Annotated in this window: 23 protein-coding genes; 9 read left to right on the forward strand and 14 right to left on the reverse strand. The window is 62.2% G+C overall.

Annotated elements, in window-relative coordinates; genetic code table 11:
• Positions 1-13: 13 nt before the first annotated feature.
• Positions 14-868: a sugar phosphate isomerase/epimerase family protein gene (locus E2A64_RS04470; RefSeq protein ID WP_133283207.1), complete on the reverse strand. Its 855-nt coding sequence runs from the start codon at positions 866-868 to the stop codon at positions 14-16.
• Positions 869-1107: 239 nt separating this feature from the next.
• On the opposite strand from E2A64_RS04470, the gene E2A64_RS04475 reads away from it, so the two are divergent.
• The 4 genes from E2A64_RS04475 to E2A64_RS04490 all read left to right on the forward strand — a co-directional run bounded on the left by E2A64_RS04475 (position 1108) and on the right by E2A64_RS04490 (position 4946).
• On the forward strand, positions 1108-1995 hold the full coding sequence (locus E2A64_RS04475; protein WP_133283208.1) for a sugar phosphate isomerase/epimerase family protein: 888 nt from the start codon (positions 1108-1110) through the stop codon (positions 1993-1995).
• 61 nt (positions 1996-2056) lie between these two features.
• A complete protein-coding gene (locus E2A64_RS04480) occupies positions 2057-3226 on the forward strand; it encodes a mandelate racemase/muconate lactonizing enzyme family protein (RefSeq protein WP_133283209.1) in 1170 nt (389 codons plus the stop codon).
• A 2-nt stretch (positions 3227-3228) separates the two neighbouring features.
• On the forward strand, positions 3229-3954 hold the full coding sequence (locus E2A64_RS04485; protein ID WP_244598226.1) for a FadR/GntR family transcriptional regulator: 726 nt from the start codon (positions 3229-3231) through the stop codon (positions 3952-3954).
• A 2-nt stretch (positions 3955-3956) separates the two neighbouring features.
• Positions 3957-4946 carry an NAD(P)-dependent oxidoreductase gene (locus tag E2A64_RS04490; RefSeq protein ID WP_133283211.1) on the forward strand — a complete coding sequence of 330 codons (990 nt, stop codon included), beginning with the start codon at positions 3957-3959 and terminating at the stop codon, positions 4944-4946.
• 67 nt (positions 4947-5013) lie between these two features.
• On the opposite strand, the gene E2A64_RS04495 is transcribed toward E2A64_RS04490, so the two are convergent.
• The 6 genes from E2A64_RS04495 to E2A64_RS04520 all read right to left on the reverse strand — a co-directional run bounded on the left by E2A64_RS04495 (position 5014) and on the right by E2A64_RS04520 (position 10756).
• On the reverse strand, positions 5014-6081 hold the full coding sequence (locus tag E2A64_RS04495) for an ABC transporter ATP-binding protein (RefSeq protein WP_133283212.1): 1068 nt from the start codon (positions 6079-6081) through the stop codon (positions 5014-5016).
• Positions 6081-7181, reverse strand: a complete 1101-nt coding sequence (locus E2A64_RS04500) for an ABC transporter ATP-binding protein (protein WP_133283213.1) — start codon at positions 7179-7181, stop codon at positions 6081-6083. The genes E2A64_RS04495 and E2A64_RS04500 overlap by 1 nt, the downstream gene beginning before the upstream one ends.
• Positions 7178-7411, reverse strand: coding sequence for a hypothetical protein (locus E2A64_RS04505; protein WP_133283214.1), 234 nt, complete (start codon positions 7409-7411; stop codon positions 7178-7180). The genes E2A64_RS04500 and E2A64_RS04505 overlap by 4 nt, the downstream gene beginning before the upstream one ends.
• Positions 7408-8367, reverse strand: coding sequence for a carbohydrate ABC transporter permease (locus tag E2A64_RS04510; RefSeq protein WP_133283215.1), 960 nt, complete (start codon positions 8365-8367; stop codon positions 7408-7410). The genes E2A64_RS04505 and E2A64_RS04510 overlap by 4 nt, the downstream gene beginning before the upstream one ends.
• Before the next feature lies 1 nt (position 8368).
• Positions 8369-9259 carry a carbohydrate ABC transporter permease gene (locus tag E2A64_RS04515; protein WP_428977465.1) on the reverse strand — a complete coding sequence of 297 codons (891 nt, stop codon included), beginning with the start codon at positions 9257-9259 and terminating at the stop codon, positions 8369-8371.
• Between the two features lie 192 nt (positions 9260-9451).
• Positions 9452-10756, reverse strand: a complete 1305-nt coding sequence (locus E2A64_RS04520; protein WP_133283217.1) for an ABC transporter substrate-binding protein — start codon at positions 10754-10756, stop codon at positions 9452-9454.
• A gap of 479 nt (positions 10757-11235) precedes the next feature.
• On the opposite strand from E2A64_RS04520, the gene E2A64_RS04525 reads away from it, so the two are divergent.
• The 4 genes from E2A64_RS04525 to E2A64_RS04540 all read left to right on the forward strand — a co-directional run bounded on the left by E2A64_RS04525 (position 11236) and on the right by E2A64_RS04540 (position 15844).
• Positions 11236-12426, forward strand: a complete 1191-nt coding sequence (locus tag E2A64_RS04525) for a Tm-1-like ATP-binding domain-containing protein (protein ID WP_133283218.1) — start codon at positions 11236-11238, stop codon at positions 12424-12426.
• A 27-nt stretch (positions 12427-12453) separates the two neighbouring features.
• The gene (locus tag E2A64_RS04530) at positions 12454-12867 is read left to right on the forward strand and encodes a cupin domain-containing protein (RefSeq protein ID WP_133283219.1); all 414 of its coding nucleotides are present in this window, start codon (positions 12454-12456) and stop codon (positions 12865-12867) included.
• A gap of 23 nt (positions 12868-12890) precedes the next feature.
• Positions 12891-14087 (forward strand): M24 family metallopeptidase, encoded by a 1197-nt coding sequence (locus tag E2A64_RS04535; protein ID WP_133283220.1) that lies wholly within the window; start codon positions 12891-12893, stop codon positions 14085-14087.
• Between the two features lie 251 nt (positions 14088-14338).
• Entirely contained in the window at positions 14339-15844 is a 1506-nt protein-coding gene (locus E2A64_RS04540; protein WP_133283221.1) for an aldehyde dehydrogenase (NADP(+)), read from the forward strand.
• Positions 15845-15955: 111 nt separating this feature from the next.
• Here the strand turns inward: E2A64_RS04540 and E2A64_RS04545 are convergent, their stop codons facing one another.
• The 7 genes from E2A64_RS04545 to E2A64_RS04575 all read right to left on the reverse strand — a co-directional run bounded on the left by E2A64_RS04545 (position 15956) and on the right by E2A64_RS04575 (position 24015).
• Entirely contained in the window at positions 15956-16813 is an 858-nt protein-coding gene (locus E2A64_RS04545) for an ABC transporter permease (RefSeq protein ID WP_133283222.1), read from the reverse strand.
• Positions 16814-16817: 4 nt separating this feature from the next.
• The gene (locus E2A64_RS04550) at positions 16818-17684 is read right to left on the reverse strand and encodes an ABC transporter permease (protein WP_133283223.1); all 867 of its coding nucleotides are present in this window, start codon (positions 17682-17684) and stop codon (positions 16818-16820) included.
• The gene (locus E2A64_RS04555; protein WP_133283224.1) at positions 17684-18754 is read right to left on the reverse strand and encodes an ABC transporter ATP-binding protein; all 1071 of its coding nucleotides are present in this window, start codon (positions 18752-18754) and stop codon (positions 17684-17686) included. The genes E2A64_RS04550 and E2A64_RS04555 overlap by 1 nt, the downstream gene beginning before the upstream one ends.
• 74 nt (positions 18755-18828) lie before the next feature.
• Entirely contained in the window at positions 18829-19902 is a 1074-nt protein-coding gene (locus E2A64_RS04560; protein WP_133283225.1) for an extracellular solute-binding protein, read from the reverse strand.
• A gap of 213 nt (positions 19903-20115) precedes the next feature.
• The gene (locus E2A64_RS04565; protein ID WP_133283226.1) at positions 20116-21411 is read right to left on the reverse strand and encodes an NAD(P)/FAD-dependent oxidoreductase; all 1296 of its coding nucleotides are present in this window, start codon (positions 21409-21411) and stop codon (positions 20116-20118) included.
• Between the two features lie 5 nt (positions 21412-21416).
• Positions 21417-22910 carry an aldehyde dehydrogenase family protein gene (locus E2A64_RS04570; RefSeq protein WP_133283227.1) on the reverse strand — a complete coding sequence of 498 codons (1494 nt, stop codon included), beginning with the start codon at positions 22908-22910 and terminating at the stop codon, positions 21417-21419.
• Position 22911: 1 nt separating this feature from the next.
• Positions 22912-24015 carry a mandelate racemase/muconate lactonizing enzyme family protein gene (locus tag E2A64_RS04575; RefSeq protein ID WP_133283228.1) on the reverse strand — a complete coding sequence of 368 codons (1104 nt, stop codon included), beginning with the start codon at positions 24013-24015 and terminating at the stop codon, positions 22912-22914.
• Positions 24016-24148: 133 nt separating this feature from the next.
• Here E2A64_RS04575 and pdxR point away from each other — a divergent pair, with 133 nt between their 5' ends.
• Entirely contained in the window at positions 24149-25648 is a 1500-nt protein-coding gene (gene pdxR, locus E2A64_RS04580) for a MocR-like pyridoxine biosynthesis transcription factor PdxR (protein ID WP_158285680.1), read from the forward strand.
• The last annotated feature ends 2 nt before the right edge of the window (positions 25649-25650 follow it).

The raw sequence follows: 25650 nt of genomic DNA on the forward strand, positions 1-25650 counted from the left end.
TCTTGTCTTTGCGCTAGCGAAGCCCGGCCTGGCGCATGGATGCGTCGATATGCCGGTAACCCTCGCGATAGACGGCCTCCGGGTTCTCGGCGAAATCGCGCCAGACTTTCGTGGCTGCCGCAAGGTCGGGCAAGCCGCGGCCGAAGGCTTCGATCGTCAGCCAGCCGTCGTAGCCGCTCTCCCGGATCGCCGCATAGGTATCGGCCCAAGGGATGTTGCCGCGTCCCGGTACGCCGCGGTCATTCTCGGAAATGTGGATGTGGGAGATGACGTCGATATTGCGGACAATGGCCCCTGTCGGATCGGCTTCCTCGATATTGGCGTGAAACGTGTCGTACATGCCGCGGATATTCGGATGGCCGATCTGGTGAATGAGGGCTGCCAGCCCGTCCATCGTGTTGACCAGATAGCATTCGAACCGGTTGAGCGCCTCGAGAGCGACGGTGATGCCGCGCTGTGCTGCCAGCTCTCCGATCTCCCGTTGCGTGGCTATGGCGCGTTCGATCTCCTGGGCGCTCGGGCCTTCGCCGCTGAAATGCCCGAGCGTCGAGTGAAGCGGGCCGCAGATCAGCGAGGCGCCGAGTGCTTGCGTCCGGTCGAGAACCGCGCGCATGTGTTCGATGCCGTTCTGCCGCGCCACGTCGCTGCCGATCAGATTCATGTCCGGGTTGCCCATTGCGCTGACGGCAGTGCAGTCGAGCCCGATATCGGCCAGCATCCTGGCGAGATCGGCATAGTGGTCCGGATCGCCGTCGAAAACCGGAATTTCGACGCCGTCGAAGCCTGCGGACTTGATGCTGCGAAGCAAATCCTCGTGCTCGCGGACGACGTGCGTCGTCCACAGGAACATGTTCATTCCTATTTTCAACCTACCCTCCCATGCGGCTAAACTGGTCATACCAAATACGCCCATATCTGAAAAGCCGAATCTCGCGTGACGTTTCGGTTTTATCTCCGGCATATAGGAGTTCTAGGATCGCAATTGGCGCGCCAATTGCGCGATCTTTTGAAATGCGCGCTTGATTTTCGTTTCGTTATGCGAGTAACTGGTAGAACCAGATAAGACGAGATGCGAGGGGCGGGAGCCCTTGCTCAAGGGAGGAAAGAATGCACCTGTCGACACATAACTGGATGCGCGCCGAACCGCTGGAAGTCACTCTCAAGCGGATCAAGCAGTTTGGCTACGAGAGCATCGAAATCTCCGGCGAACCGGACCAGTACGACGTCAAGGAAACGCGGGCGCTGCTCAAGGAGCACGGCATTCGTTGCTGGGGGGCGGTCACGCTGACCCTCGGCGAACGCAATCTTGCCGCCAGGGATGAAGGCCAGCGCGCGCGCTCTGTCGATTACGTGAAGTCGGTCATTACCATGGTTTCCGAACTCGATGGCGAGATCATCACGCTGGTGCCGGCCACGGTCGGCAAGGTGGTGCCGGATGCCACGCCGGAGGAAGAGTGGAAATGGGTGGTCGATGCCACCAGGGAATGTTTCGATCATGCGCAGAAGAAGGGCGTGAAGATCGCCGTCGAGCCGCTCAACCGTTTCGAGACCTATCTGTTCAACCGCTGCGCCCAGGCGCTGGCGCTCGCCGACGCGGTGAGCCCGGAATGCGGCGTCTGTCTCGATGCGTTCCATATCAATATCGAGGAAAACGACATGTATGAAGCGATCCGGCTTGCCGGTGACCGGTTGTTCGACTTCCACGTGGCCGACAATAACCGTTTCGCCGCGGGCCTGGGTCATCTCGACTGGCAGAAGATCGTCTCGACGCTCAGGGATATCGGGTATGACGGCGCGCTCACCAACGAGTTCGTCGCCCCTGTCGATCGCACGCCGGCCACCATGTATCCCGACATGGTCGAGACCAATCCGGTCGACATCTCTCCCGAACAGCTCAAATTCATCCAGGATCATGGCTCCAGCCTTCTGACCGAGGACTTCTATTCGGACCAGATGCGGATCACCGCCGAGACCCTGCTGCCGCTGATCAAGTAACGGGAAGAGGCGACCCACCGGGGGCGGGCACGCTCGCCAGCGGGGTTCGAAGGGCCCTGGCATGAGAATAACAAAAGTCACAGCCTGGTGGATCCAGATCCCGATCGAGGAGGCGCGTCAGCACACCAGTGATTTCGGGACGCTGAGAACCTTCGATGCCGCCATCCTGAAGATCGAGACCGATGACGGCCTCGTTGGATGGGGCGAGGGGAAGAACGCCGCCGGCAGCGCCGGCAATTACGGAACTCTCGTCCGTCTCCTCAACGATGATTTCGGACCGCGCCTCATCGGGCGCGATCCGGCCGATATCACCTTTATCTGGGAAGATCTCTACAACGGTGTCCGCGCCGGGAAAGCAGCGCGTTCCGGCCATGCCATGCCGGAAATGGCGCGGCGGGGACTGACGGTTTCCGCCATCAGCGCCATCGATATCGCTCTGTGGGACATTCTCGGCAAATCCGATGGCAAGCCGGTGTGGAAGCTGCTGGGTGGGCGCAAGGCCGATCGTCTGCCTGCCTATGCGTCGGGCGGCTGGGCTGATGCCGAGCATATCGGCGAGCAGCTCAAGTCCTATATCTCCGCCGGCGGCTTCGGCGCGGTCAAGATGCGGGTGGGTGCGATGGACGCCGCCCCGCACGTCTCCGCCGAAAGGGTGCGCGCGGCGCGCAAGGCGCTTGGTCCGGATATCGAGATCGCGGTCGATGCGCATGGTACCTACACCGTCTCCGGCGCCCGCCGTTTCGCGCAGCTGGTTGCCGATTGCGATCTCGCCTGGTTCGAGGAGCCGATCATTGCCGATGACAAGGCGGGTATCGCCGAAGTGCGCGCCACGATCCCGATTCCGATCGCAACCGGAGAGAGCGAGGCGACGCGCTTCGCCTTCCGCGATCTGGCGGTCCGGCGAGCGGCCGATATATTCCAGCCGGATCCCGCCTTCTGCGGCGGGATCACCGAAGCCATGCGGATCGGCACGATTGCGTCGGCTTTCAACTTGCGCCTGGCGCCGCATCTTTGGGCAGGCGCACCTTGTTTCTTCGCTGGTCTCCATGTCTGCGCGGCCTCACCTGCAAGTTTCACCGTTGAGTTTTCGCTTGGAGCCAACCCGATGATTCACGATATAGTTGAGGAGAAGGTCGAGGTGCGGGACGGAATGATCCGGATACCGGAAGGTCCGGGGCTCGGCTTCACCATGGACGAGAATGTCCTGTCGAAATACGCGAAAGCCTTATGAGCATCACCGAAGTCGATTTCCTGCCCAAGCTCGTCGCCTACATCGTGGAGGCGGCGCGGACCAACGGCGACAAGGCTCCCTCCGAGCGTGAACTTGCCGAGCATTTTGCAGTCAGCCGCGGCCAGGTGCGCGAGAGTCTCGCCATTCTGGAGGCCATGCGCATCATTCAGCGTCGCGCCAAGTCCGGCATCTATCTCACGCTCGACGCGGCGGGGCTCGACAGCATGGCCCTTCTCGCGCGTGCCGGGGTGCAGCTCGACGCGGCCCAGATTTTTCAGGCGGTGGAGTTGCGCAAGATCCACGAAATCAAGGCGGCCGAACTTGCCGCCAACCGTGCGACCGAAGCGAATTTCGAACGTCTGCGCGACATACTCGAGCGCTCGGAACGGCAGATCGCCGACGGGCTGGGCCTGCAGGAGCTCGACGGTGAATTCCATCTCGAAATCGTACGGGCGACGCAGAACGATCTCTTTCACAAGATCTGCGCGAGTTTCTATGCGGCCAGCTTTCAGCGTATGCCGGTCTATTTCGGGCAGATCGAGCGTTCGATCAAATCCCATGCCGAGCACCAGCAGATATTCGACGCCCTCTACCGGCGCGATGCGATCCTGGCTCAGGCGCTGATGAACACCCATCTCGGCCGCGCCATGAGCTACTGGACCGAGCTTCTCGACGGCGCCCGCGAGCAAGCGGAAAAGAAGTCCGCCGCCGAGCCCGATCACGTCTAGACATGGCGGATCGCGACACCATCTTTTCCACGCACACGCTTCACCCGGAAGTGACCGAGGCGCTGTCCGAACTCGGCGATCTCGTCATCGCGCCCGAACCCACGCCTGCGGCGATAACAGAAGGCGCGCGAGGGGCGTCGATCATCGTGGTCCGCGCGCCGATCCCGGCCGAAATCTTTGCCCGCGAGCCGAACTTGCGGGCCGCCGTCCGTCACGGGGCGGGGCTCGACATGATCCCGATGGCGGCGGCGACCGAGGCCGGCGTTCTCGTCGCCAATGTGCCCGGTGTGAACGCGGTGACGGTGGCCGAACATGTCATGTGGTCGTCGATGGCACTGTTGCGGCGCTATCCCATGGTCAGCTCAGACTTACGAAATGACGGCTGGGCCAGGGGGCGTGCCCATTCGGATCATGGCCTAGAGATATCGGGTCGCACGATCGGCATCGTCGGCATGGGGCATGTCGGCCGCCAGATCGCCAGGATTGCGACAGCCGGTTTTGCCATGCGGGTTCTCGGCGTCACCAGTCATCCGGAATCGCTCCCGGACGGCGCGACGCTCGCATCACTCGATGAGGCGCTCGAGGCTGCCGATATCCTCGTTCTCTGCTGTCCGCTGAATGACAAGACGCGGGGCATGATCGGTCGCGACCAGCTTGCCGCGATGAAGCCGGATGCGATCCTGGTCAATGTTGCGCGCGGCCCGGTGGTCGAGGAGCAGGGGCTTGCCGAAGCACTCGCAGCGGGACGGATTGCCGGCGCGGCGCTTGATGTATTCGATACCCAGCCGTTGCCGCAGGATCACCCTTTCATGGCTTTGCCGAATGTCATTCTGACACCGCACATGGCCGGGATCACCGCGGAAAGCATGTTGCGCATGGGCCAGGGGGTCGTGCACGAGACCCGCGCCATTCTTTCAGGCGGGAAGCCGGTCAATTTCTGCAATCCGGATGTCTGGCCGCGCTACCGCGAGCGCTTCCTCGCCGACACCTGAAGCCGATACGAAGGCGGAAGGCCGTCAAGCCCCCCGCCTCAGGTCTTCCGCCTTCGCCATCCCGGCATCAGAGAGCCGAGATATTCGCGCCGCTCTGCCGGTCGAAGAGCAACGTCTTGTCGGGTTGCCAGCCGAACTGCACTGTTTCGTCGAGCCGGACTCGCGTCTTCGCTGGCACGGTTGCGTAGATGCGCTCATCGTCGAGCTGCATGGTCAGGATCTTCACGACCCCGTGGTCCTCGATGTCGAAGACGCGGGCGCTCACCGGCGCGCCGCTTTCCAGCCGGATGTTTTCCGGCCGCACGCCGACGGTCAGGTCGCGCCCGTCGAGAGCTTCGCCGTTTGCGCCTACCGGCAGCCTGACAGAACCGATTTCCATCTGGCCCCCCGCGACACGACCGTCGAAGAGGTTCATCGGCGGCGAGCCGACCGCGCGCGCCACGAATGTGTTGCAGGGGTTGTGATAGACCTCGGTCGGGGTGCCGACCTGCACCAGCTTGCCGCGGTTGAGAACGCCGATCTTGTCGCCCATCGACATGGCTTCCACCTGGTCGTGGGTCACGAAGAGGAAGGTGGCCTTCAGCTCGGTGTGCAGCTTCTTCAGTTCGACGCGAAGCGCCTCGCGCAGTTTGGCGTCGAGCGCGGAAAGCGGCTCGTCCATCAGGAACACCCGCGGCTCGCGCACGATGGCGCGGCCGATCGAGACACGCTGCATCTCGCCGCCCGACAGCCGTTCGACCTTTCGGTCGAGAAGCTTGGTGATCTGCAACGTTTCGGCTGCCTTGTTCACCCGGCGGTCGATCTCGTCCTGTGACAGGTTGCGGACCTTCGATTTCAGCGGAAATTCGAGATTGCCGCGCACGGTCAGCCGGGGGTAGAGCGAATATTGCTGCAGGACGAGAGCCACGTCGCGCTCGGCCGCGTTCCACTCTGCGACATTCTCGCCGTCGATGAATATCTCGCCTCCGGTCGGCTTTTCGAGACCGGCAATCAGCCGCAGCGTCGTGGTCTTGCCCGCGCCGGTCTGGCCCAGAAGGACGAAGAACTCGCCATCCTCGATGTCGAGATCGAGGCCGCGAAGCGCCCGCGTGCCGCCATAGGTCTTGGTAATCCCGCGAAGTGATATGCCTGCCATTACTGTGCCTTCCGAAGCGAGAGACCACTTTCGCGGTCGAAGAAGTGAGCCTGTTCCGGGTCGAGATTGACCCAGACTTCCTGGCCTTCACCGGCCACGAAGCCGCTTTCCGTGCGTGCCCGAAGGGTCTGGCCGCCGATTTTTACATCGACGATGTCGTGCGAGCCGAGCGGTTCGATATTCGTCGTGACTGCGGAGAGGTGGTCGTTGCTCTTCGAGTGCGACAAAAGCACGGCCTCGGGTCGGATGCCGAGTGCGACCGGGGCATCGCGGCGGATGCCGGTAAGGGCGGCGTCTCCGAAGGCAAATCCCTTCTCGGAGCCCTGCAGACGGATCTCTGTCGCGCTGTCGGCGGTGCCGATGTCGATGTCGGCGACATTCATCACCGGCGAACCGACGAATTGGGCGACGAACAGATTGGCCGGATGCAGATAGACCTCCTCCGGCCGTCCGACCTGCTGCAGCTTGCCGTCATGCATGATGACGATGCGGTCGGCGAGGCTCATGGCCTCCACCTGGTCGTGGGTCACGTAGACTGTCGTGGATCCCTGCTTGACGTGAAGTCGCTTGATCTCGGCGCGCATCTGTTCGCGCAGTTTGGCGTCGAGCGCGCCGATGGGTTCGTCCATCAGCATGGCCTTGGGCTGGCGGACCAGGGCCCGGCCGATCGCGACACGTTGCATGTCGCCGCCCGAGAGCGCCGAGGGCCGCTTGTCGAGAAGATCGGAGATCTGCAGGATGCGGGCAATCTCCTTGACCGCCTTGTCGATATCGGCCTTGCCCATGCGGGTGGCCCTGAGCGGGAAGGCGATGTTCTCGTAGACCGTCATGTGCGGATAGAGCGAGAACGACTGGAACACCATTGCGATGTCCCGGTCCGAACATTTGAGGTGCTGCACCGGTTCGCCGTCGATCAGGATGTCGCCGTCGTCGATGGTCTCCAGCCCGGCAATCGCCCGCAGGGTGGTCGTCTTGCCGCAGCCCGACTGGCCCAGCATGACGATGAATTCATGCGGTGCGATCGTCAGGTTGAAGTCCTTGATCACCTGGTTCGAGCCGAACCATTTCTGGATATTGCGAAGCTCGATCTCGGTCGTCATGCCTTGCCCTCCCTGTGGTCGGACACGTCGAAGACCTCGTCTTCGACGACAAAGGGCTTCGGCCCGATATGGGACGTGATCAGGAAGCAGATCAGGCCGAGAACGATGATCGTCGCCCCGTAGCGGTGCAGGACGAAGATCCACGGCTGGCAGAGTGCCACGATGCCGAAGATCATCAGCCACATGGAGCCGGGTTCGAGATACTTGCTGTTGATGTCACGAAAACTCATTTGCGGATCGCTCCGAAGCTCATGCCGCGCAGAAGGTGGTTGCGCAGAAGGAATGTGAAGATTGCGACCGGCAGCAGGAACAGGAACGTGCCCGAGGCAATCACCGTCCAGTCGGGAAGGCCCGAGCCCACCTGGCTGGGAATGAAGGGGGGTGCGGTCTGGGCATCGCGCCGGGTCATGATCAGCGCGAAGGCGTATTCGTTCCACGCCGTGATGAAGCAGAAGACGGCCGTGGCCGCGATGCCGGTCGCGGCTTCAGGCAGCACCACCTTGAAGAAGGCTTCCATGCGCGTATAGCCGTCGACGAGTGCTGCTTCCTCGTATTCCTTCGGAATCTCGTCGATGAAACCCTTCATCAGCCAGACCGAGAAGGACAGGTTGAAGGCGGTGTAGAGAATGATGAGCCCGACATGGGTGTCGTTGAGGCCGACCGCGCGATACATCAGGAACATCGGGATTGCGACGACCACCGGCGGCAGCATGCGGGTGGACAATATGAAGAACAGCCAGTCCTGCTCTCCCGGCATCTTGAAGCGCGAAAAGCCGTAGGCCGTGAACGTTCCCATCGCCACCGCCAGGACCGTGGAGGTGATCGCGATGATCAGCGAGTTGACGAAGCGGCTCGGATAGCCCGAAAGCTGGACTTCGCCTCGCCCCGACCGAACGATCTTCTCGCCGCCGTCGAAGACCAGCCGTTCCCACCAGGGCGCGGCCGCGTATTCCTCGGGCGTCGGTTGCTCGCGCAATTGCGAGCGACGCAGGGTCAGCTTCACGAAAGGCGAGATCTCCGGCTCGAAGACGATGGTCGGCGGCACGGTCGTCGCGAGATTGCGTGGTTTGAAGGAGGTCGAGACGATCCAGTAGATCGGCGCCAGGAAGATGATCGTGACGATCAGCACCGAGATTATGGCGACCTTGTTGAGCGCGCGTTCGCTCGTTGTCTGGACGGCGGCCATCTCAGCGCTCCTTCACTTTGTTGAGGTACTTCACGTAGATGTTGGTGATCGCCACCACCATGATCAGCACGATGTAGGCGAAGGCGCAGCTCATGCCGGTCTGCCATTCCTGGAACGCCATCTTGTAGAGCCGGATGGCGATCATCTCGGTCGTCGGCTGGCTGGTCATGATGTAGGCGATGTCGAAGGTCTTGAACGCCTCCATGGTGCGGAAGATGATCGCGATCATCAGGATTGGCGCCACCAGCGGCAGGGTGATGCGGAAGAAGGTGTAGAGCGGCCCCGCCCGATCGATCGCGGCGGCCTCGTAGAGGTGCTTGGGCACCGCCGAGAGGCCGGCGAGCGAGAGCAGCATGACGAAGGGCGACCACATCCAGATATCGGTGATCGCAACCGCATAGAGCGCCATGTCCGGGTCCGAGAGCCACTCGAAGCGACCGAGCCCCAAGACGTAGTTGATGATGCCGAAAGACGGGTCGTAGAGCAGTTTCCAGAACAGCCCGACCACGGCCATCGACAACATCATCGGTAACAGCAGAAGCGTGGTGATCAGGCCCTTGAACGGGATGTCGCGGTTGAGCAGCATCGCCACGCCGAAGCCGACCACCACCTGGCCCGCCACCGAAACGATCACGTATTTCGCGGTTATCGTGAAATTGGTCCAGATGAAGGGGTCGTTGAGCAGTTCGCGATAGTTTGCAAGCCCCACCCAGTTGGCCGGCGCATTGGTCGAGGCCCTGAAATCGGTGAACGAGTAGTACAGCGAATAGAGCAGCGGAAAGATGTTGAAGATGATCAGGAACAGGATCGTCGGAATGATGAAGAGGTTCCTGATGGAGATGTCGCTCATTCCCCGCCGCGCGGCGCGCGATTGCGGGTCCAGCCGTGTCATTGTCAAGGTCGTCAAACTCCGCTCCTCCGAGAGCTGCCACACCCCGCGGCCCGGCCGCGGTCATGTCCATTCAATTGCGAATTTCCCACCCGCGAACGCGGGGCATCGGCGGCGCGCCGATCCCGGCGCACCTGTTGACTGGCATACGGGGAAAGGGAAGGGAGCGCACCGCACTCCCTTCCGGCGACCCGATCAGCGGCCGTATTTCTCGAAGGTTTCCTTCCAGTCCCCGGCGAGCGCATCGAGCGCTTCCTTGGCCGAACCTTCGCCCGCGGTGATGTAGGGATAAACGCGCTGGTTCATCTGGATCAGAAGTTCGGCATATTCCGGCGTGGCCCAGAAGTCCTTCACCCTGAACATGGTCTCGTAGAAGGCCTTGTTGTACGGCGTGGCGTTCTGGAACTCGTCGGAGCCGAGAACTGCTGCGCTGGCCGTATAGCCACCGAGTTCGGCCCAGCGCTTCTGGGTCTCGTCCTTGATGAACCACTCCAGGAACTTCATGGCTTCTTCCTTGTTCTCCGAATAGGAGATCACGGAAATGCCCTGGCCGCCGAGGGCCGCGAACTGGTCGCCGCCCGGACCTGCCGGGTTGGGGAAGAAGCCCGTGACCTTGGCGTTCGGGTTGGAGGCTTCGTTCACCAGAGCCGGGAAGAAGGCGAAGTAGTTCATGCTCATCGCGGCCAGGTTCTCGGTGATCGCCTGGTTGTTTTCCACGAAGAAGGACTTGGCCCAGCCCGGCGGCGTGTAGGTGTAGAGCTCGCGATAAAGCTCCAGTGCCTTCACGTTTTGGTCCGAGTTGATGATGCCGTCGACCTTGTAGTTGGCGTAGTCGCCCAGCTCTCCGCCGAAGGAGAAGATCGCGTTCTCGACGCCCATCACAAGGCCGTCATAGGAGTTGTCGGTGTAGATCGCGATGCCGTAGCGGTTCTCGTCCGGACGGTGGAAGAATTCGGCGATGTCGCGCAGTTCCTTCCAGTCCTTCGGCGGGGCGAGATCGTAGCCATATTTCGCCTTGAAGGCCTCCATTTCCTTCGGATCCTCGAACCAGTCCTTGCGATAGGACCAGCCGACGGCGTCGCCCTCTGCGGGGATCGCCCAGAATTTTCCGGATTCGGAGGGATACTCTGCATAGTATTTCACGGTTGCCGGCGCCATGACTTCTCCGAGATTGTGCTCGTTGAAGAAGTCGGTGAGGTCGACATAGTGACCGGCCTCGGAAGCCGCGCCCAGCCACTGGGAATCGCCCACGACCATGTCGTAGGCGGAGCCGCGGGCGTTGAATTCTGTGAAGGCCTTGGTCTGGAAATCCTGCCAGGGAGTGGTTTCCACGGTCACCTGGACGCCGGTTTCGGCTTCGTATTCGTTCACCAGTTCCTGAAGGTAGTTGGCGGGGTCCCACTCGGCCCAGAAGATCGTCAGTTCCTGGGCAAGGACCGAGGTGCTGCTTGCGAGCACCAGTGCCAGCCCTCCTGCAATTCCAATCATTCTCCTGCGCATGATGTTCTCCTCCCAAAAATGCACATTCGATCTGGTATTGGCGCTGGCTGTCCCGAATTTTTGAATGGTGACCGGAAGGCCTCCTCAAGCCGTCCCGCATTCGTTTCCGGTTTTCCTGTCGGCCTCCTTGACGCCATCTGCCAGTTATAAATTGGTATTACCAAATATCGGGTCAGTCAAGAAGCTTCCATAGGCCTGCGGAAACCGGCTTTGACTCGGGATTGCGGGAGAAAACTCGCGACAATAGAGGGGATTTCATTTCGTTCTGGCGGGGAGCCGTGATATGAATGCCGCCCTGAAATTTCGATGCGTGTGTCGATCTGGTAAGGCCAGATTTGCATTTCCATCCGAATTGTCAGACTAATGGCGCGGTGGTTCCGGTGGCGGAGTGCGCGCTTGAGGAGGGGCGGACCGGGCCGAGAGGCGGCAACGTCACTGCGGTTTGAGAAATGCCCCGACAGGGGTGCGGGAGGAAACAGGTGAAACGCATTCTCGTGGTCGGCACCGCCGATACGAAGGGGGAGGAGCTTGCGTGGCTTGCCGCGGCTATCTCCGCTTCTGGCGCAGCCGTCCTTACCGTCGATGTCGGCACCAAAGGTCCGGCATCGACAACCGACATCGGTTCCGCGGAGATTGCAGCCTGTCATCCGGACGGAGCGGAAGCGGTTCTCGGCGGCAGTGATCGCGGGGCAGCCGTTTCCGCAATGGGGGTGGCCTTCGCTCGCTTTCTGCGTGGACGCGACGACATCGCGGGCGTAATCGGGATCGGCGGCAGCGGTGGCACCTCGATCATAACGGCCGGCATGCGAGAACTTTCCTACGGCCTGCCCAAGATCATGGTTTCGACCATGGCGTCGAGCGATGTCTCCGCTTTCGTCGATATCTCCGACATTATCATGATGCCGTCGATTACCGATCTCGCCGGTCTCAATCGCTTGAGCCGGATGGTGCTCGGCAATGCCGCAGCCGCGATGTCCTGCATGGTGGCCAAGCCGGAAACAACCGAAGACGATATGAAATCCATCGGTCTTTCCATGTTCGGCGTGACGACCCCTTGCGTGACGGCAATCGTCGAGCGGCTGAAACCCGACTTCGATTGCATGGTCTTCCACGCGACTGGCGTGGGCGGGCGTACCATGGAAAAGCTCGTCGACGACGGCATTCTCTCCGGTGTTCTCGACATCACCACGACGGAAGTCTGCGACATGCTGCTCGGCGGCGTGCTGGCAGCGACTGACGACCGTTTCGGAGCGATCGCCCGGACCGGCGTGCCCTTTGTCGGCTCGGTCGGCGCGCTCGACATGGTCAATTTCTGGGCGCCGGAAACGGTGCCGGACAGGTTTTCCGGTCGGCAGTTCTACAAGCACAACGCCAATATCACGCTGATGCGCACGACGGCGGAGGAATGCGCCCGGATCGGCGCCTGGATCGGCGAAAGACTGAGTGCGGCAACCGGCCCGGTGCGGTTCCTCATTCCGGAGAAAGGCGTCTCCGCGCTCGATGTGGAGGGCGGCGTCTTTTTCGATCCCGAGGCCGACGCCGCGCTGTTCCAGGCCATCGAGGAAAGCTTCGAGGCAACGGCTGACCGTCGCATCGAGCGGCTTCCGTTCCACATCAACGATCCGGCCTTTGCGACAGCGGCGGCCGACGCATTTCTGTCCATCATATGAATTCGAGCATGGGAGAGGAGCCCGCGCATGAATGAGACGTTTTTCGTCTATCCCGAAACGGTCGACCGGTTTGCCTTCGATTGGGGGCACCTCTCGATCACCTGTGGACCGAAGGTCACCGGAGCCGGGACGTTCTCGGCGGGCGTCGTCCACGTGCCGCCTGGCGAGGGGCATGCGAGGCACAACCACCCCGGCTCCGAGGAGATCATCTATGTGCTCGAAGGTGAGGGCGAGCAGATGGTAGAGGATATGCAGGGCAATCCGGTCACCGAAACCGTAAGGGCGGGCTGCACCATCTTCGTGCCTGAAAGCCGCTTCCACTCGACGCTGAATACCGGAGACAGGCCGATGAAGCTCTTTGTGGTCTATAGCCCCGCGGGGCCGGAAGAGGTGTTGCGCGAGCTTCCGGATTTCCGCCTCGTTCCGCCGCCGCACGGATAAGCCGTCTTTGGGAGGAGACTGACATGAAACATGACATCGGGCCGCTCCGTGCGGCGTCACCCGCTGAACTGCCCTATTCGTTCGGCGCTCTGGACAAGGCGCTGGAAGAGGCGGGGCTCGATGCGCTGGTGGCGACATCCAAGCACAATGTCCGCTATCTGCTCGGGGGCTACCAGTTCATCTTCTTCGCCGCCATGGATGCCATTGGCCGAAGCCGTTACCTGCCGGCCTTCGTCTATGTAAGGGGGCAGGCGGACAAGACAGGCTATTTCGCCAACAAGATGGAAATCCACGAGCACAGGTCCGCCCCGTTCTGGGTGCCGGAGTTTCGTCCGGAATTCTGGGGCTCCGTCGATGCGATGGAGGCCGTCGGGCAATATTTGCAGGATTGCGGTCTGGCGAGCGGCAAGATCGGCATCGAGCCCGGTTTCATGCCCAAGGATGGATATGACGCGCTGGCCGGCGCCATTCCGCAGGCGCGGATTGCCGACGCCAGCATGACGCTGACGCGCCTCAGGATGATCAAGTCGACAAACGAGCTCGATCTCCTGCGGGAAGCCACAAGCCGGATCGACCAGTCGATGGTCGCGACGATCCGGGCTTCGGGCGAGGGCTCCACGAAGAACCGGATCATCGAGACCTTGCGGCAGGAGGAAACCGCCCGCGAACTCGCCTTCGAATACTGCCTGCTCACGCTCGGCGACAGCCACGTCCGATCCGGTTCCGACCAGGCCTGGGCGAGGGGCGAGGTTCTCTCCATCGATTCCGGCGGCAATCTGCATGGTTATATCGGTGACATCTGCCGCATGGGCGTGCTCGGCGAGCCGGACGCGGAACTTGAGGATCTTCTGGCGGAAGTCGAGGCCGTGCAGCAGGCAGCCTTCGCCCGGATAGCGCCAGGCAGGACAGGCGCGGAGATGATCGCCGCCGGCGAGGCCGAACTCAAACGCGGCCCGAATGCGGCCTGCAACGACTTCTTTGCCCATGGCATGGGGCTCATCACGCACGAGGCACCGTTTCTGATGACCAATCACCCGGTCGCCTATGACGGGATCGATGCGGACCGGCCCTTTGCGCCGGGCATGGTTCTCTCGGTCGAGACGACCATGCAGCATCCGAAACGCGGTTTCATCAAGCTCGAGGACACGGTCATCATAGCGGAGGGCGGCCATGAACTCCTCGGTCCCGACAATCGCGGCTGGATCGTCAGTGAACGCTAGGTGCCCCGCTTTTCGTCAGCGGCAGTGCTCGCGGGGACATGCCACATGCCGCTCCGCCGCCCGCCTGGGACAATGAAGTGCGAGGTCAAGTCTTTACTCGATCCCTCCGGAATGGTGTAACGCATACCGTCCGGGGAGACCGGCTGCCTGCTTCCGATAGCGCGGCGGCCGACCGCGCCCGAAGGGGCGTCCAGACTTACCGATTCATGCGCATTTCTTTGCGTGCAACCCGATTTGAACGGAAGAACATAATGACGAACGGAAAACACCTCATCGCTGGCGAGTGGGTTGAGGGCGAAAACAAGTTCACCTCCGAGCCTGCTCACGGCGAAGCCCGCGAATTTTCGGTCGGTACCCCGGCGCATGTCGATGCCGCCGCCAAGGCTGCCGAGGAAGCCTTCTGGAGCTACGGCTACTCGACCCGCGCCGAGCGTGCCGCGTTCCTGAACGCGATCGCTGACGAGATCGAGGCACGCGCCGACGAGATCACCGCGATCGGTACATCCGAAACGGGCCTGCCGGAAGCGCGTCTTCAGGGCGAGCGCGGACGCACCACCGGCCAGCTGCGCCTCTTCGCCTCGCACATCGAGAAGGGTGACTATCTCGACCTGCGTCACGACGCGGCCCTGCCGGATCGCGCGCCGCTGCCGCGTCCGGACCTGAAGATGATCCAGCGTCCGATCGGCCCGGTTGCCGTCTTTGGCGCCTCGAACTTCCCGCTCGCCTTCTCGACCGCCGGCGGGGACACCGCGGCTGCTCTTGCAGCCGGCTGCCCGGTCGTCGTCAAGGGCCACTCGGCTCACCCCGGCACCGGCGAGATCGTGGCGCAGGCCATCGATGCAGCCATCAAGAAGACCGGCGTCAATCCTGGCGTCTTCTCCTTCATTCAGGGCGGCAAGCGTGACGTGGGCCAGAGCCTCGTCCAGCATCCGCTGATCAAGGCCGTCGGCTTTACCGGGTCGCTCGGCGGCGGTCGCGCCCTCTTCGATCTCTGCGCCCAGCGCCCGGAGCCGATCCCGTTCTTCGGCGAGCTCGGTTCGGTCAACCCGATGTTCCTGATGCCGGAAGCGCTCAAGGCCCGCAGCGAAGCGCTCGGCAAGGGCTGGGCTGGTTCGCTCACCATGGGTGCCGGCCAGTTCTGCACCAATCCGGGGATTGCCGTCGTTCTCGACGGCCCGGACGCCGATGCCTTCGTGAAGGCGGCAACCGAGGCCCTTCAGGGAATGGGCGGCCAGACCATGCTGACGGACGGCATCGCCGCAGCCTATCGCCAGGGCCGCGATCGCGTTGCCGGCGTTGACGGCGTGCAGGAACTCGTTTCCACCGAGCCGGGCGAGCGCGAGGCGACGCCCTTCCTCTTCTCGGCAACCGGCAAGCAGTGGCTCGACAACGAGGAACTGGGCGAGGAGGTCTTCGGCCCGCTCGGCCTCGTCGTCCGCGCTGCCGATTTCGACGAAGTCCGTAAGATCGCCCGGACGCTTCACGGCCAGCTGACCGTGACCATCCACATGGACGACGCGGACACCGCCGACGCCAGGCAGCTCATGCCGGTGCTCGAACGCAAGGCTGGCCGCATCCTCGTCAACGGTTTCCCGACCGGCGTGGAAGTTTGCGATTCCATGGTTCACGGCGGCCCTTACCCGGCCTCCACGAACTTCGGTGCAACCTCGGTGGGCACGCTGTCGATCCGCCGCTTCCTGCGCCCGGTCTGCTACCAGAACATGCCGGACGAACTGCTGCCGGAAGCATTCAAGTAAGCGATCACCAACGGCTCTTCGGCGGGCCTGGTCCGCCGAAGAGCCACGAAATGAAAAACGAGCGCGTACCATCCGGTGCGCGCTCGTTTTTTCAGGTCAGGATGAAAGGCCTCAGGCTTCCTTCGGCGTCTTCTCGCGCTGGACCACCACACTGACGAGCGCCAGCAGGCCCGAGCCCAGCATCAGCAGAACCGATACGGCGTTGAGAACCGGCGTAGAGCCGACCTTCACCATGCGATCGTACATCGTCACGGTCAGCGGTGCGTCGGAGCCGACGAGCATGAGCGTGGTGTTGAAGTTCTCGAAGGAAACGAGGAAGGCCACCACGAAAGCCGAGAACAGCGCCGGAGCCAGGAAGGGCAGGGTGATGGTGGAGAGCACCCTTACCCGGCTGGCGCCGAGATTGAGCGCGGCTTCTTCCAGCGCGATGTCGAATTTCTGCAATCGTGCCGCAATCACCAGCGAGGTGATCGTCGTCAGGAATGCGCACTGGCCGAGAACGACCAGCGGGATGCCCGGCCGAAGCCAGGTGAGGAACAGCCCCAGTTCCCGGTCCGCGAAATTGGCAGCCATCGAGGCAAAGACCAGGATCGAGATGCCGAGGATGACGCCCGGAATGACGAGCGGCACCACCATCAAGACGAAGAAGAACGGCTTGAAGGGGAACTGCTTGCGCTCGAACAGGAAGGCGTTGCAGGTGCCGAGAAACACCGACAGAAGCGACACGATTACCCCGATATAGACGGAGTTGAAGATGCCGTCGAGAAGCCTCTCGTCGTGGAAGAGGCCAAGTTTCGGCGCAACCGGCGAGAAGAACCAGTCCAGCGTGAACCCCTGCCATGGCAGCGAGGGGAATGTGGAATCGTTGAAGGCGAACACACCGGCCGCGATGAGAGGCGCGACCAGGTAGAGAAAGAAGATCACCACATAGGCGCGATAGATGAAAAGGAGGTGAGCGGGTGTCTTCATGAGCTCAATCCTTTGCCACGGTTGTCGCCAGGCTCTGGCCGGTCAGCTTCAGCCCCGCCCAGACCACGAAGGACGTGAACACGAGAAGCAGGACGCCGAAGGTGGCACCATATTCCCAGTTATACCGGGTGATGAACTGGTTGTAGATCTGCTCGGTGAACCAGCTCGAGTTCTTGCCGCCCAGAAGGATCGGCGTAAGGTAGCTGCCGGCAGCGAGCATGAAGGTGATGATGCAGCCCGATACGATGCCCGGCATCGCATAGGGCACGATGATCCGGCGGAAGACGGTCCAGCGGGAGCCGCCGAGATTGTAGCCGGCCTCCAGAAGCGCATCGTCCATGCCCTGCAGCGTCGAGACCAGCGGTACGATCATGAACAGGATTACGGTGTAGACGAGGCCGATGATGACGGTGATGTCATTGTAAAGCATTTCGACCGGCTGTGAGATGATCCCGAGATCGACGAGCGTCGTCGAGATAACCCCGGTTTCGCGCAGCAGGACGATCCAGCCATAGGCACGAACCAGATCGCTTACCCAGAGCGGGATAAGGCACATGAGAAACAGTGCCGCGCGGCTCTGCCGGCGTGCCATCTTCGCGATGTAATAGGCGACAGGGAAGCCCATCACCAGTGCAAGCGCGGTCACCAGGATCGACATCCAGGCCGTGCGCAGAAGCGTGTTGCGGTAAATCGGCTCGCCGAAGAAGGCCATGTAGTTCGAGAAGCCGTATTCATATTCGTTGATGCCGACCTTTTCGCGCAGCGACACGTAACCGATGCCGATCTGCGGCAGGACGATCAACAGGCCGATCCACAGCGCGAACGGCGCGAACAGGAGGATCAGCGACAGGCGTCCGGCATCGCGATTCATCAGCCCGCCCTCTGCGCGAAGATGCGGGCGCGCTCGGGCTGCCAGCTCAGGTCGATCTTCGCACCTTCCGAGACGCCTGAGGCCTGCATGGCATCGGCCATCTCCACCAGCTCTCCGGTTCCCGTGCGCACGAGAACACGCGAGTTGGCGCCGTTGAACAGAAGACTGTCGACCGTACCCGACAGCGTCGTCGCCGGCTCGTTTCCGCCGATGGTGAGCGCCTCGGGGCGTACGAAGATATCGACCGGCGCATTCTTCTGAAGCGGCTCGGCCATCTCGCCGAGCATCTGTCCGCCACCATCGAGTTCGATGAGGGCCTGGGAGCCGCGAACATCGGCGATCTTGCCGGAAAAACGGTTCGAGTCACCGACGAAGCCTGCAACGAAGCCGGATGCCGGCGCGTCGTAGAGCTCCTTGGGGGTGCCGATCTGCTCGAACCTGCCGGCATTCATCACCGCTACCTTGTCCGACATGACGAGAGCTTCGGACTGATCGTGGGTGATGTAGAGGAAGGTCGTCTCGAACCGGTGCTGGAGCTGCTTGAGCTCGATCTTCATGTGCTCGCGCAGCTTGAGGTCCAGCGCGCCGAGCGGTTCGTCGAGCAGCAGCACATCGGGTTCGAGCACCATGCAGCGCGCGATGGCGATGCGCTGCTTCTGCCCGCCGGAAAGCTGTCCGATCTGTTTTTCCTGGACGCCGGGCAGGCCGACGCGCTCGAGCACGCGGGCGACCTTGGCCGGAATGTCGGCCTTGTTGTCGCCGCGGCATCGCAGGCCATAGGCGATGTTTTCGCCCACATTCATCATCGGAAAGAGCGCCAGGTGCTGGAACACCATCTTCACGTTGCGCCTGTTTGGCGGCAGTGAAACGACGCTTTCGCCCTTGATCTTGATGTCGCCCGAAGTCGGAGCCTCGAAGCCGGCGATCATCCGCATCAGCGTTGTCTTGCCGCAGCCGGAGGGACCAAGGATCGAATAGAAGGAACCGGCGGGAACATCGAGCGAAACGCCCGAGACGGCGGTAAAGTCGCCGAACTTCTTCACCAGATTAGCGCAGTTGAGATCATCCATCGCTCAAGACCCATTCAAGTACTGGCCGGCCGGGACGCCATTGTCCCGGCCGGGTATTGACGTTCGGCGTGAACTCAGTTCGACGCCGCCTTGATGCGCTCGAGAGCGAGGCCTTCCATGTCTTCGATGCCCGGAGGAATGTTGGCGAAGAACTTCAGGTTGTCCATGTCGGCTTCGGTGAAGCCGGCTTCCACGGCCGCACGCTTGTCGTCCGGCAGAAGCGACATCGCGTCCGGAACAGCGGCGAGCGCGCCGGTCGCCGCGGACATGATCTTCACGTTCTCGGGCTTGGTGACGAAGTTGATCCACTTGTAGGCCGCATCGTCGGCTTCGCCGCCGCGCGGAATGGCGAAAGTGTCGATCCAGGCCAGAGCGCCGGTTTCCGGCGGAATGAAATGGATGTCCTGATTTTCGCCGTAAAGCTTGAAGGCGGTCGAGTCCCAGGTTTCCGACAGGACCACTTCACCCGACAGCATCAGGGCCGAGAGGTCGTCGCCGCCGGTCCAGTAGGTCTTGATGTTGTCCTTGCACTCGATGAGCTTGGCGGTCACCTTGTCGAGCATGTCCTGATAGGCGTCCTTGTCCTCATAGAGGGCGAACGGATCCATGCCCATAGCGAACCCCATGCCCAGAAGGATGGTGCGGCGAAGGCGCATCGAGGTGCGGCCCTTGTATTCCGGGTTGCACAGGTCCAGCCAGCTCTTGGCCTCGGGTGCCTCCTTGACGTTGGCCATCATGCCCGATGTGCCCCACTGGTGCGGCACGGCATAGACTTCGCCGTCGATCGTGGTGTTGGCCTTCACGCCTTCGACCAGGTTGGGCGACAGCTGGTCCATGTTGATCTTCGAAAGATCGAGCGGCTTGTAGATGTTGTATTCGACCTGCGCCGCATAAATGCGGTCGTGGCTCGGCTGGGCGAGATCGTAGCCGGTGCCGCCGGTGGCGCGCAGCTTGGCGATCATTTCCTCGTTGTTGGAGAATGTCACCTCGACCTTGATGTCCGGATTTTCAGCCTCGAACTTCTTGACCAGTTCCTCGGGCGCATAGCTGCCCCAGGTGAGAATGCGCAGGTTCTCTGCCTGCGCGAGAGTTACGGAGGCAGCGACCATCATGGTGGTGGCTGCAAGTAGCTTGGTTCCCAGTTTCATTGTTGTTCACTCCTCTATGCGTGAAAATGATGGAAGATCATCGCATTCTTCTTATTGGCGCGACTGCCGCCCAAATCGCTAACCGTCTTGGTTATCGATCAGATGACAGCCCCGCATTCCTCCACAATGGCTTCATTGGAAGCTCATATTGGTCACCTTGGAAGGTCCATTCCTTGCAAGATTAAGGGCCAATTTATTCGTTACTGTCCACTCCTAAATCCCCAGCCGATCACGGATTCGATAGACATGGATTGCCGGACCGAGAAACCACGGCTTGCCGGAATAATACAAACGGCCTGGAAACGGTGTCCTCGTGTAGCCTGTTTCTCCCTCTGCCAGGCCGAGGATGCGCTGCCCGATCTTCCTGCCCTGAAAACCGGCCATTCCCACACCCGAACCGCAGTAGCCGAGCGAATAATGGATGCCGTCCCGGTTGCCGACATGGGCGAGCGTATCGAAGGTGTAGCCGACGAAACCCATCCACGAATGGCTGACACGATATCCCTCCAATTGCGGAAAAAGCCGCACGAGTTCGCGGTGAAGGATCTTGCCGCTGGTGCGCGGATCGGTTTCCGAGATGCTCACGCGGCCGCCGAAGATGATGCGCTTCCGGTCCGGTGAGGCGCGGAAATAATAGAGCACGTGACGGCTGTCGGAGACGATGCGGTCCTTCGGGATGATCTCGTCGACGACGTGCTCGGGCAGTTCTTCCGTGGCAATCACATAGCTGCCGATCGGCATGACGCGACGTTGATGCCAGGGCGAGAGCTTGCCGGAGTAGCCGTTCGTCGCCAGCACGACGTCGCTCGCTTCGATCTCGCCTCGAGCGGTCGTGGCGCGATGCCCCTTGCCGCTTTTCGAAAGGCCGGTGATCTCGCAGCGCGGGGCAAGCAGCACGCCTGCCTCGAGCGCGATCTTGACCAGCCCTGCATGGTAGCGGCCAGGATCGAGGGATGCGTGGTTTTCGAAGATGACGCCGCCGTGATAGATGCCGGTCCCAAGTTCCCGGCGCTGTTCGGCCCGGGGGACGACATGCGCCGGCACTTCGAACCCCTGCGGCTGATGCGCGATGGAACTGGCCAGGGCGCGAAACGCCTTGTCGTTATGGGCGACATGGAAGCGGCCGCAGACCTTGAAATCGCAGTCTATGCCTTCCGCGCGGATGAACTCGCCGGTCCACGCCAGGGAGCGGCGTCCGTCCCGGAAGATCGCTTTGGCCGTTTCGACGCCATGGGCCTTTGCCAGCGCCGAGAAGGTCGGCTTCACGGCGGTGGATATCTGTCCGCCGTTGCGGGTCGAGCAGCCGTTGCCGATGACGTCGCGATCGCAGACGAGAACCGAACGTCCGCCGCGCGCCAGTTCGATCGCCGCATGAAGGCCGGTATAGCCCGAACCGATGATCAGCGCATCGACCTTGCGCGGCAGGTTTTCAAGTGGGGTGTCGTAGGGTGGCGCGGCCTCCCACCAGAAGGGCGTCAGTTTGGCATCCTGCGTGAAAGCCGCGTCCATCCCTGTCAACCTATCCTGGCTGCAACGCTCTTGATCCGGCAATAGGCCTTCACGGCCTCGAGCCCCTTCTCGCGGCCGAAGCCGGAATGCTTGTTGCCACCGAAGGGAACTTCGATGCCACCGGCAAAATACTCGTTGATGAAGACCTGCCCGGCGTCGATGTCACGCGCCAAACGGTGGGCAGCGGAGAAATCGCTCGTATAGATGCCGGCGACCAGGCCGAATTCGGTCCCGTTGGCCAGTGCGAGAGCTTCGGCTTCATCGTCGAACGGCTGGACGACCAGCACCGGGCCGAAGATTTCTTCCTGTGCGGCCGGATCGTCTGCCGGGACATTGTCGATGATCGTCGGTTCGAAGAACCAGCCCTCTCCGGTCGCCGGATCGGTCGCCCTGTTTCCGCCCGCCACGATCGACAGTCCTCGCTCACGGGCGCGGTCGACATGGCCGGCAATGCGATCGAGTTGCAGTCCCGAATTGACCGGACCGAACTGGGAGCCTTTCAGCCCGTGGCCGAGCTCGAGCTTTTTCACCTTCGCCACGATCCGTTCCACGAGCGCGGCGTGAATTTTGCGATCGACAACCAGCCGTGAACCGGCAGAGCAGATCTGGCCCGCATTCTCGTAGATCGCCCCGATCACACCGTCCGCAGCCGCTTCCAGATCGGCGTCCGCCAGAACGACGACCGGGGATTTTCCGCCCAGTTCGAGAAGAACGCGAGTGACGTTTTCAGCCGCCTCGCGCATGACATTGATGCCCGTCGGCACGGAGCCGGTGAAGGTGACATGACGCACCGCCCGATGCTTGACGAGCGGTGCTCCGGCTTGCGGGCCGGTTCCGGTGACGACATTGCACACGCCAGCGGGCAATCCCGCACGAAACAGGATGTCGGCCAGCAGGAGTGCGGTCAAAGGTGTGGTTTCGGCCGGTTTTGCAACGACCGTGCAACCGGCAGCAAGCGCGGGTGCAATGCCGCGTGCCGCCGTCGAGAGCGGGAAGTTCCACGGAATGATGTGAGCGGTGATGCCGACCGGCTCCGGGTGCGAATAGCCGAGATATTCGTGGCCGAGCGGAAAGCTCTCGCCCTGCAGCGCATTGGCCGCGGCCGCATAGTATTCGAAGGCACGCGCGGCACCGCCGACATCGCCCTCCGCCTCGCCAAGCGGCTTGCCGCTGTCGAGGCTCTCGACCACTGCCAGATACGCACTCTCTTCGCGGATCAGTTGAGCGGCGCGCGCCAGAATGGCACCCCGTGCGGAGGGCTTCATCTGCCCCCATTCCCTTTCGACCGATGCAGCGGCCTGCACCGCACGTTCGATATCCTCGGCATTGCCGGCGGCGAAACGGTGATAGGCGCGGCCCTTGCCAGGGTCGAAGGTTTCCATCGTCTGCCCGCTGGCAGGGGCGACCCATGCCCCGCCGATGAAGTGGTCCCTGGGCAGGTCGGCAATCGTGCCGGAGCTGAAATATTCCTCGATGTAGCTGGCGGCGGATCTGGTCATGCTATTCGCTTTCGCTGATCTGGTAGGTTGAACGCGCCAGCCATTCCGGCTCGATCTCCACACCCCAGCCCGGTTCGTCGGTGACGGTCGCCTTGCCGTCGACGATCTTGTACGGATCGTTGCGATACAGTCCGTACTGCCAGGGATAGTAGTCGGCTTCCTCGATTGAGAATTCGAGATACTTGCCGGCGTTCGGTATGGCGCGCAGCAGGTGCATTGTGAAAAGGGTGACGAGCGAAAGGTTGGCGGCATGCGGCGTGACCGGCAAGCCGGCCTTCTCGGCCATTCTGGCCACCCGCAGGGTCCTGCTTATTCCGCCCACATAGGAGATGTCCGGCTGGACGATGTCGACCGCGCGCATCTCGATCATCCGTCGCCAGATCGACAGGTCCCAGTCCTGCTCGCCGCCGGTGACGTCGATATCGAGTGCTTCGGTGACCTGCCGGGTCTGCTCGAGCTCCCAGTAGGGGCAGGGCTCTTCGTAATGGGAGAGGCCGTTGGCTTCCATGATCCTGCCGACTTCGATTGCCTGTACGGGACCGTAGCAGGAATTGGCATCCGCCAGGAGAATGGCCTCGGGACCCAGTTCCTTGCGGATGAGCGGGATGATCTCCTCGGTGCGGCCGGGCCATTCGTCCTTGCCCCGGCCGACTTCGGCGCCGACGCGGAACTTGAACGCATTGAAGCCGAACTCCTGACGCAGCCGCTTGAAGCGCTCTGCCTCGTCGCGCGGGGTAACGTCGCGCTTCATCGAGGAGGCGTAGGCAGGAAACGTGCCTGCCGAGCCGCCCAGGAGTTCGGCAACCGGTTTGCCGGCAAGCTTGCCGCGCAGATCCCAGATGGCGGTGTCGAGCCCGCCCATCGCACGGCAGAGATAGGAGCCGGGAAACTTGTGCTCGCGCTCGAAGACGAGATCGAGGTGATCGTCGAGATCATCGATCTCCACCCCGAGAGAATAGGGAGCGACCTGACGGTGGAGCACCTGCGAGCTGATGTCGGAATTGTAGGTCGAGACCTGGCCCCAGCCCGTGGCGCCCGTCTCGTCGGTGATCCGGACAAAGCCGACATAGCGCGTCGAAAAGGTCTCGATCGACTTCAGTTTCATGTGCCCGACGCTCCGCCCAAGACTTGTGGTGTTTCTGAATTGGCTTGTAGTCTGATGCCAAATTGGCCTTTGACTAAGGGCCATTTTGGAATAACTTGCAGGCCATTCCGTGTTGAAGGGGAGAACGGGCGGAGTGGTCAAATATGCAGCGGGAGCACTGATACCGCCGATCAGGATCGATCGGAACGACGATGCCGCTATCAGCGTCCAGCTCGCTGGCGCGCTGCGCAATCTCATATTGTCGGGCCAGTTGGCCGCCGGCCAGCGCCTGCCGTCGAGCCGTACTTTCGCCCGCGAGCAGAACGTGTCCCGAACCACTGCCGTCAACGTCTATGAGCAGCTGACCTCCGAGGGGCTGATCCAGTCGCGGGTGGGGGCCGGCGCCTTCGTTTCCGACGCCGTCGAGCGTGACCGTCCACAGGCGCCCGTCACCGCGCCAAGCCCGATGAAGGGCAGCAAGCCGCCGCGTCTGGCGCGATTGAGCCTCGATGCCTCCGAACAGTTCTTTCCGCGCATCGATCACCCGAACGTGCCGCGCGCCTTCGTGACCGGCATGCCGGCCTATGACCAGTTCCCGATGGCGCTCTGGGCACGGTTGTCCGCCCAGTACTGGCGACGCTCGCCGAGCCTTGTCCTGGGCTATTCCGATGCCGCCGGCCTGCCCGAACTGCGCGCGGCGATCGCCCGGCATCTCTGGGCCAATCGTGGCATTTCATGCACGCCCGACGAGGTTTTCATCTTCAACGGCGCCCAGGACGCCTTCAACCGCATCGGGCAGATGCTGCTCAATCAAGGCGACAAGGTCTGGTTCGAGAACCCGGGCCACATCGGCGCACGCAACAGCCTGATCTCCAACGGGGCAACGCTCGTGCCCGTGCCGGTCGACAGCGAGGGGATGGATGTTTCGGTCGGTCTTGCCCTGTCGAAATCCTTCCGCCTTGCCTTCGTCACGCCAGCCGCGCAGCATCCGCTCGCCGTGACGATGTCGCTGACCCGCAGGCTCGAGCTGCTGAATGCGGCCGAACGCTGCGGTGCCTGGATCGTCGAGGACGATTTCAACGGCGAGCTGCACTATTCCGGCTATCCGGCCCCGACGCTCAAGAGCATCGATCAGACCGGCCGCGTGATCTATGTCGGCAGTTTCTCGAAGGTGATGTTCGCTGCGCTGCGCATCGGCTATGTGGTGGCTCCGCCCGATCTCGCAGAGGTGTTTCGGCGTATTGCCGGCGCGACGATGCAGGGCGTTCCGGCCAATCTCCAGGCCACGATGGCGACCTTCGTCTCGGAGGGCCACCTGGCGACCCATATTCGCCGCATGCGCCGGATCTATACGGAGCGCCAGAACGCGCTTCTTTCGGCTGCCGAGGAGCATCTCGGCGGTCTTCTCGACGTCAGGCCTGCTGCCGCCGGTCTCCAGACCGTCGGGCATCTGGCGGAGGGTTTCGATGATGTCGAGGTTGCGCGCAAGGCAGGCGAGCGTGGGATCATCCTGTCCTCCTTCAATCGTCTCGCCTTCGCGCCGGTCGGTCAGGGGCTGATCATGGGTTTCGGGGCCGTTCCGCCGCGTTCGATCACGAAATCCGTGGCCCAGCTCGGCGAACTTCTGCGCGATATCCGCGACGGCAAGGCCTGAGC

Source organism: Pseudohoeflea suaedae (assembly GCF_004354915.1).
Lineage (GTDB): Bacteria > Pseudomonadota > Alphaproteobacteria > Rhizobiales > Rhizobiaceae > Pseudohoeflea > Pseudohoeflea suaedae.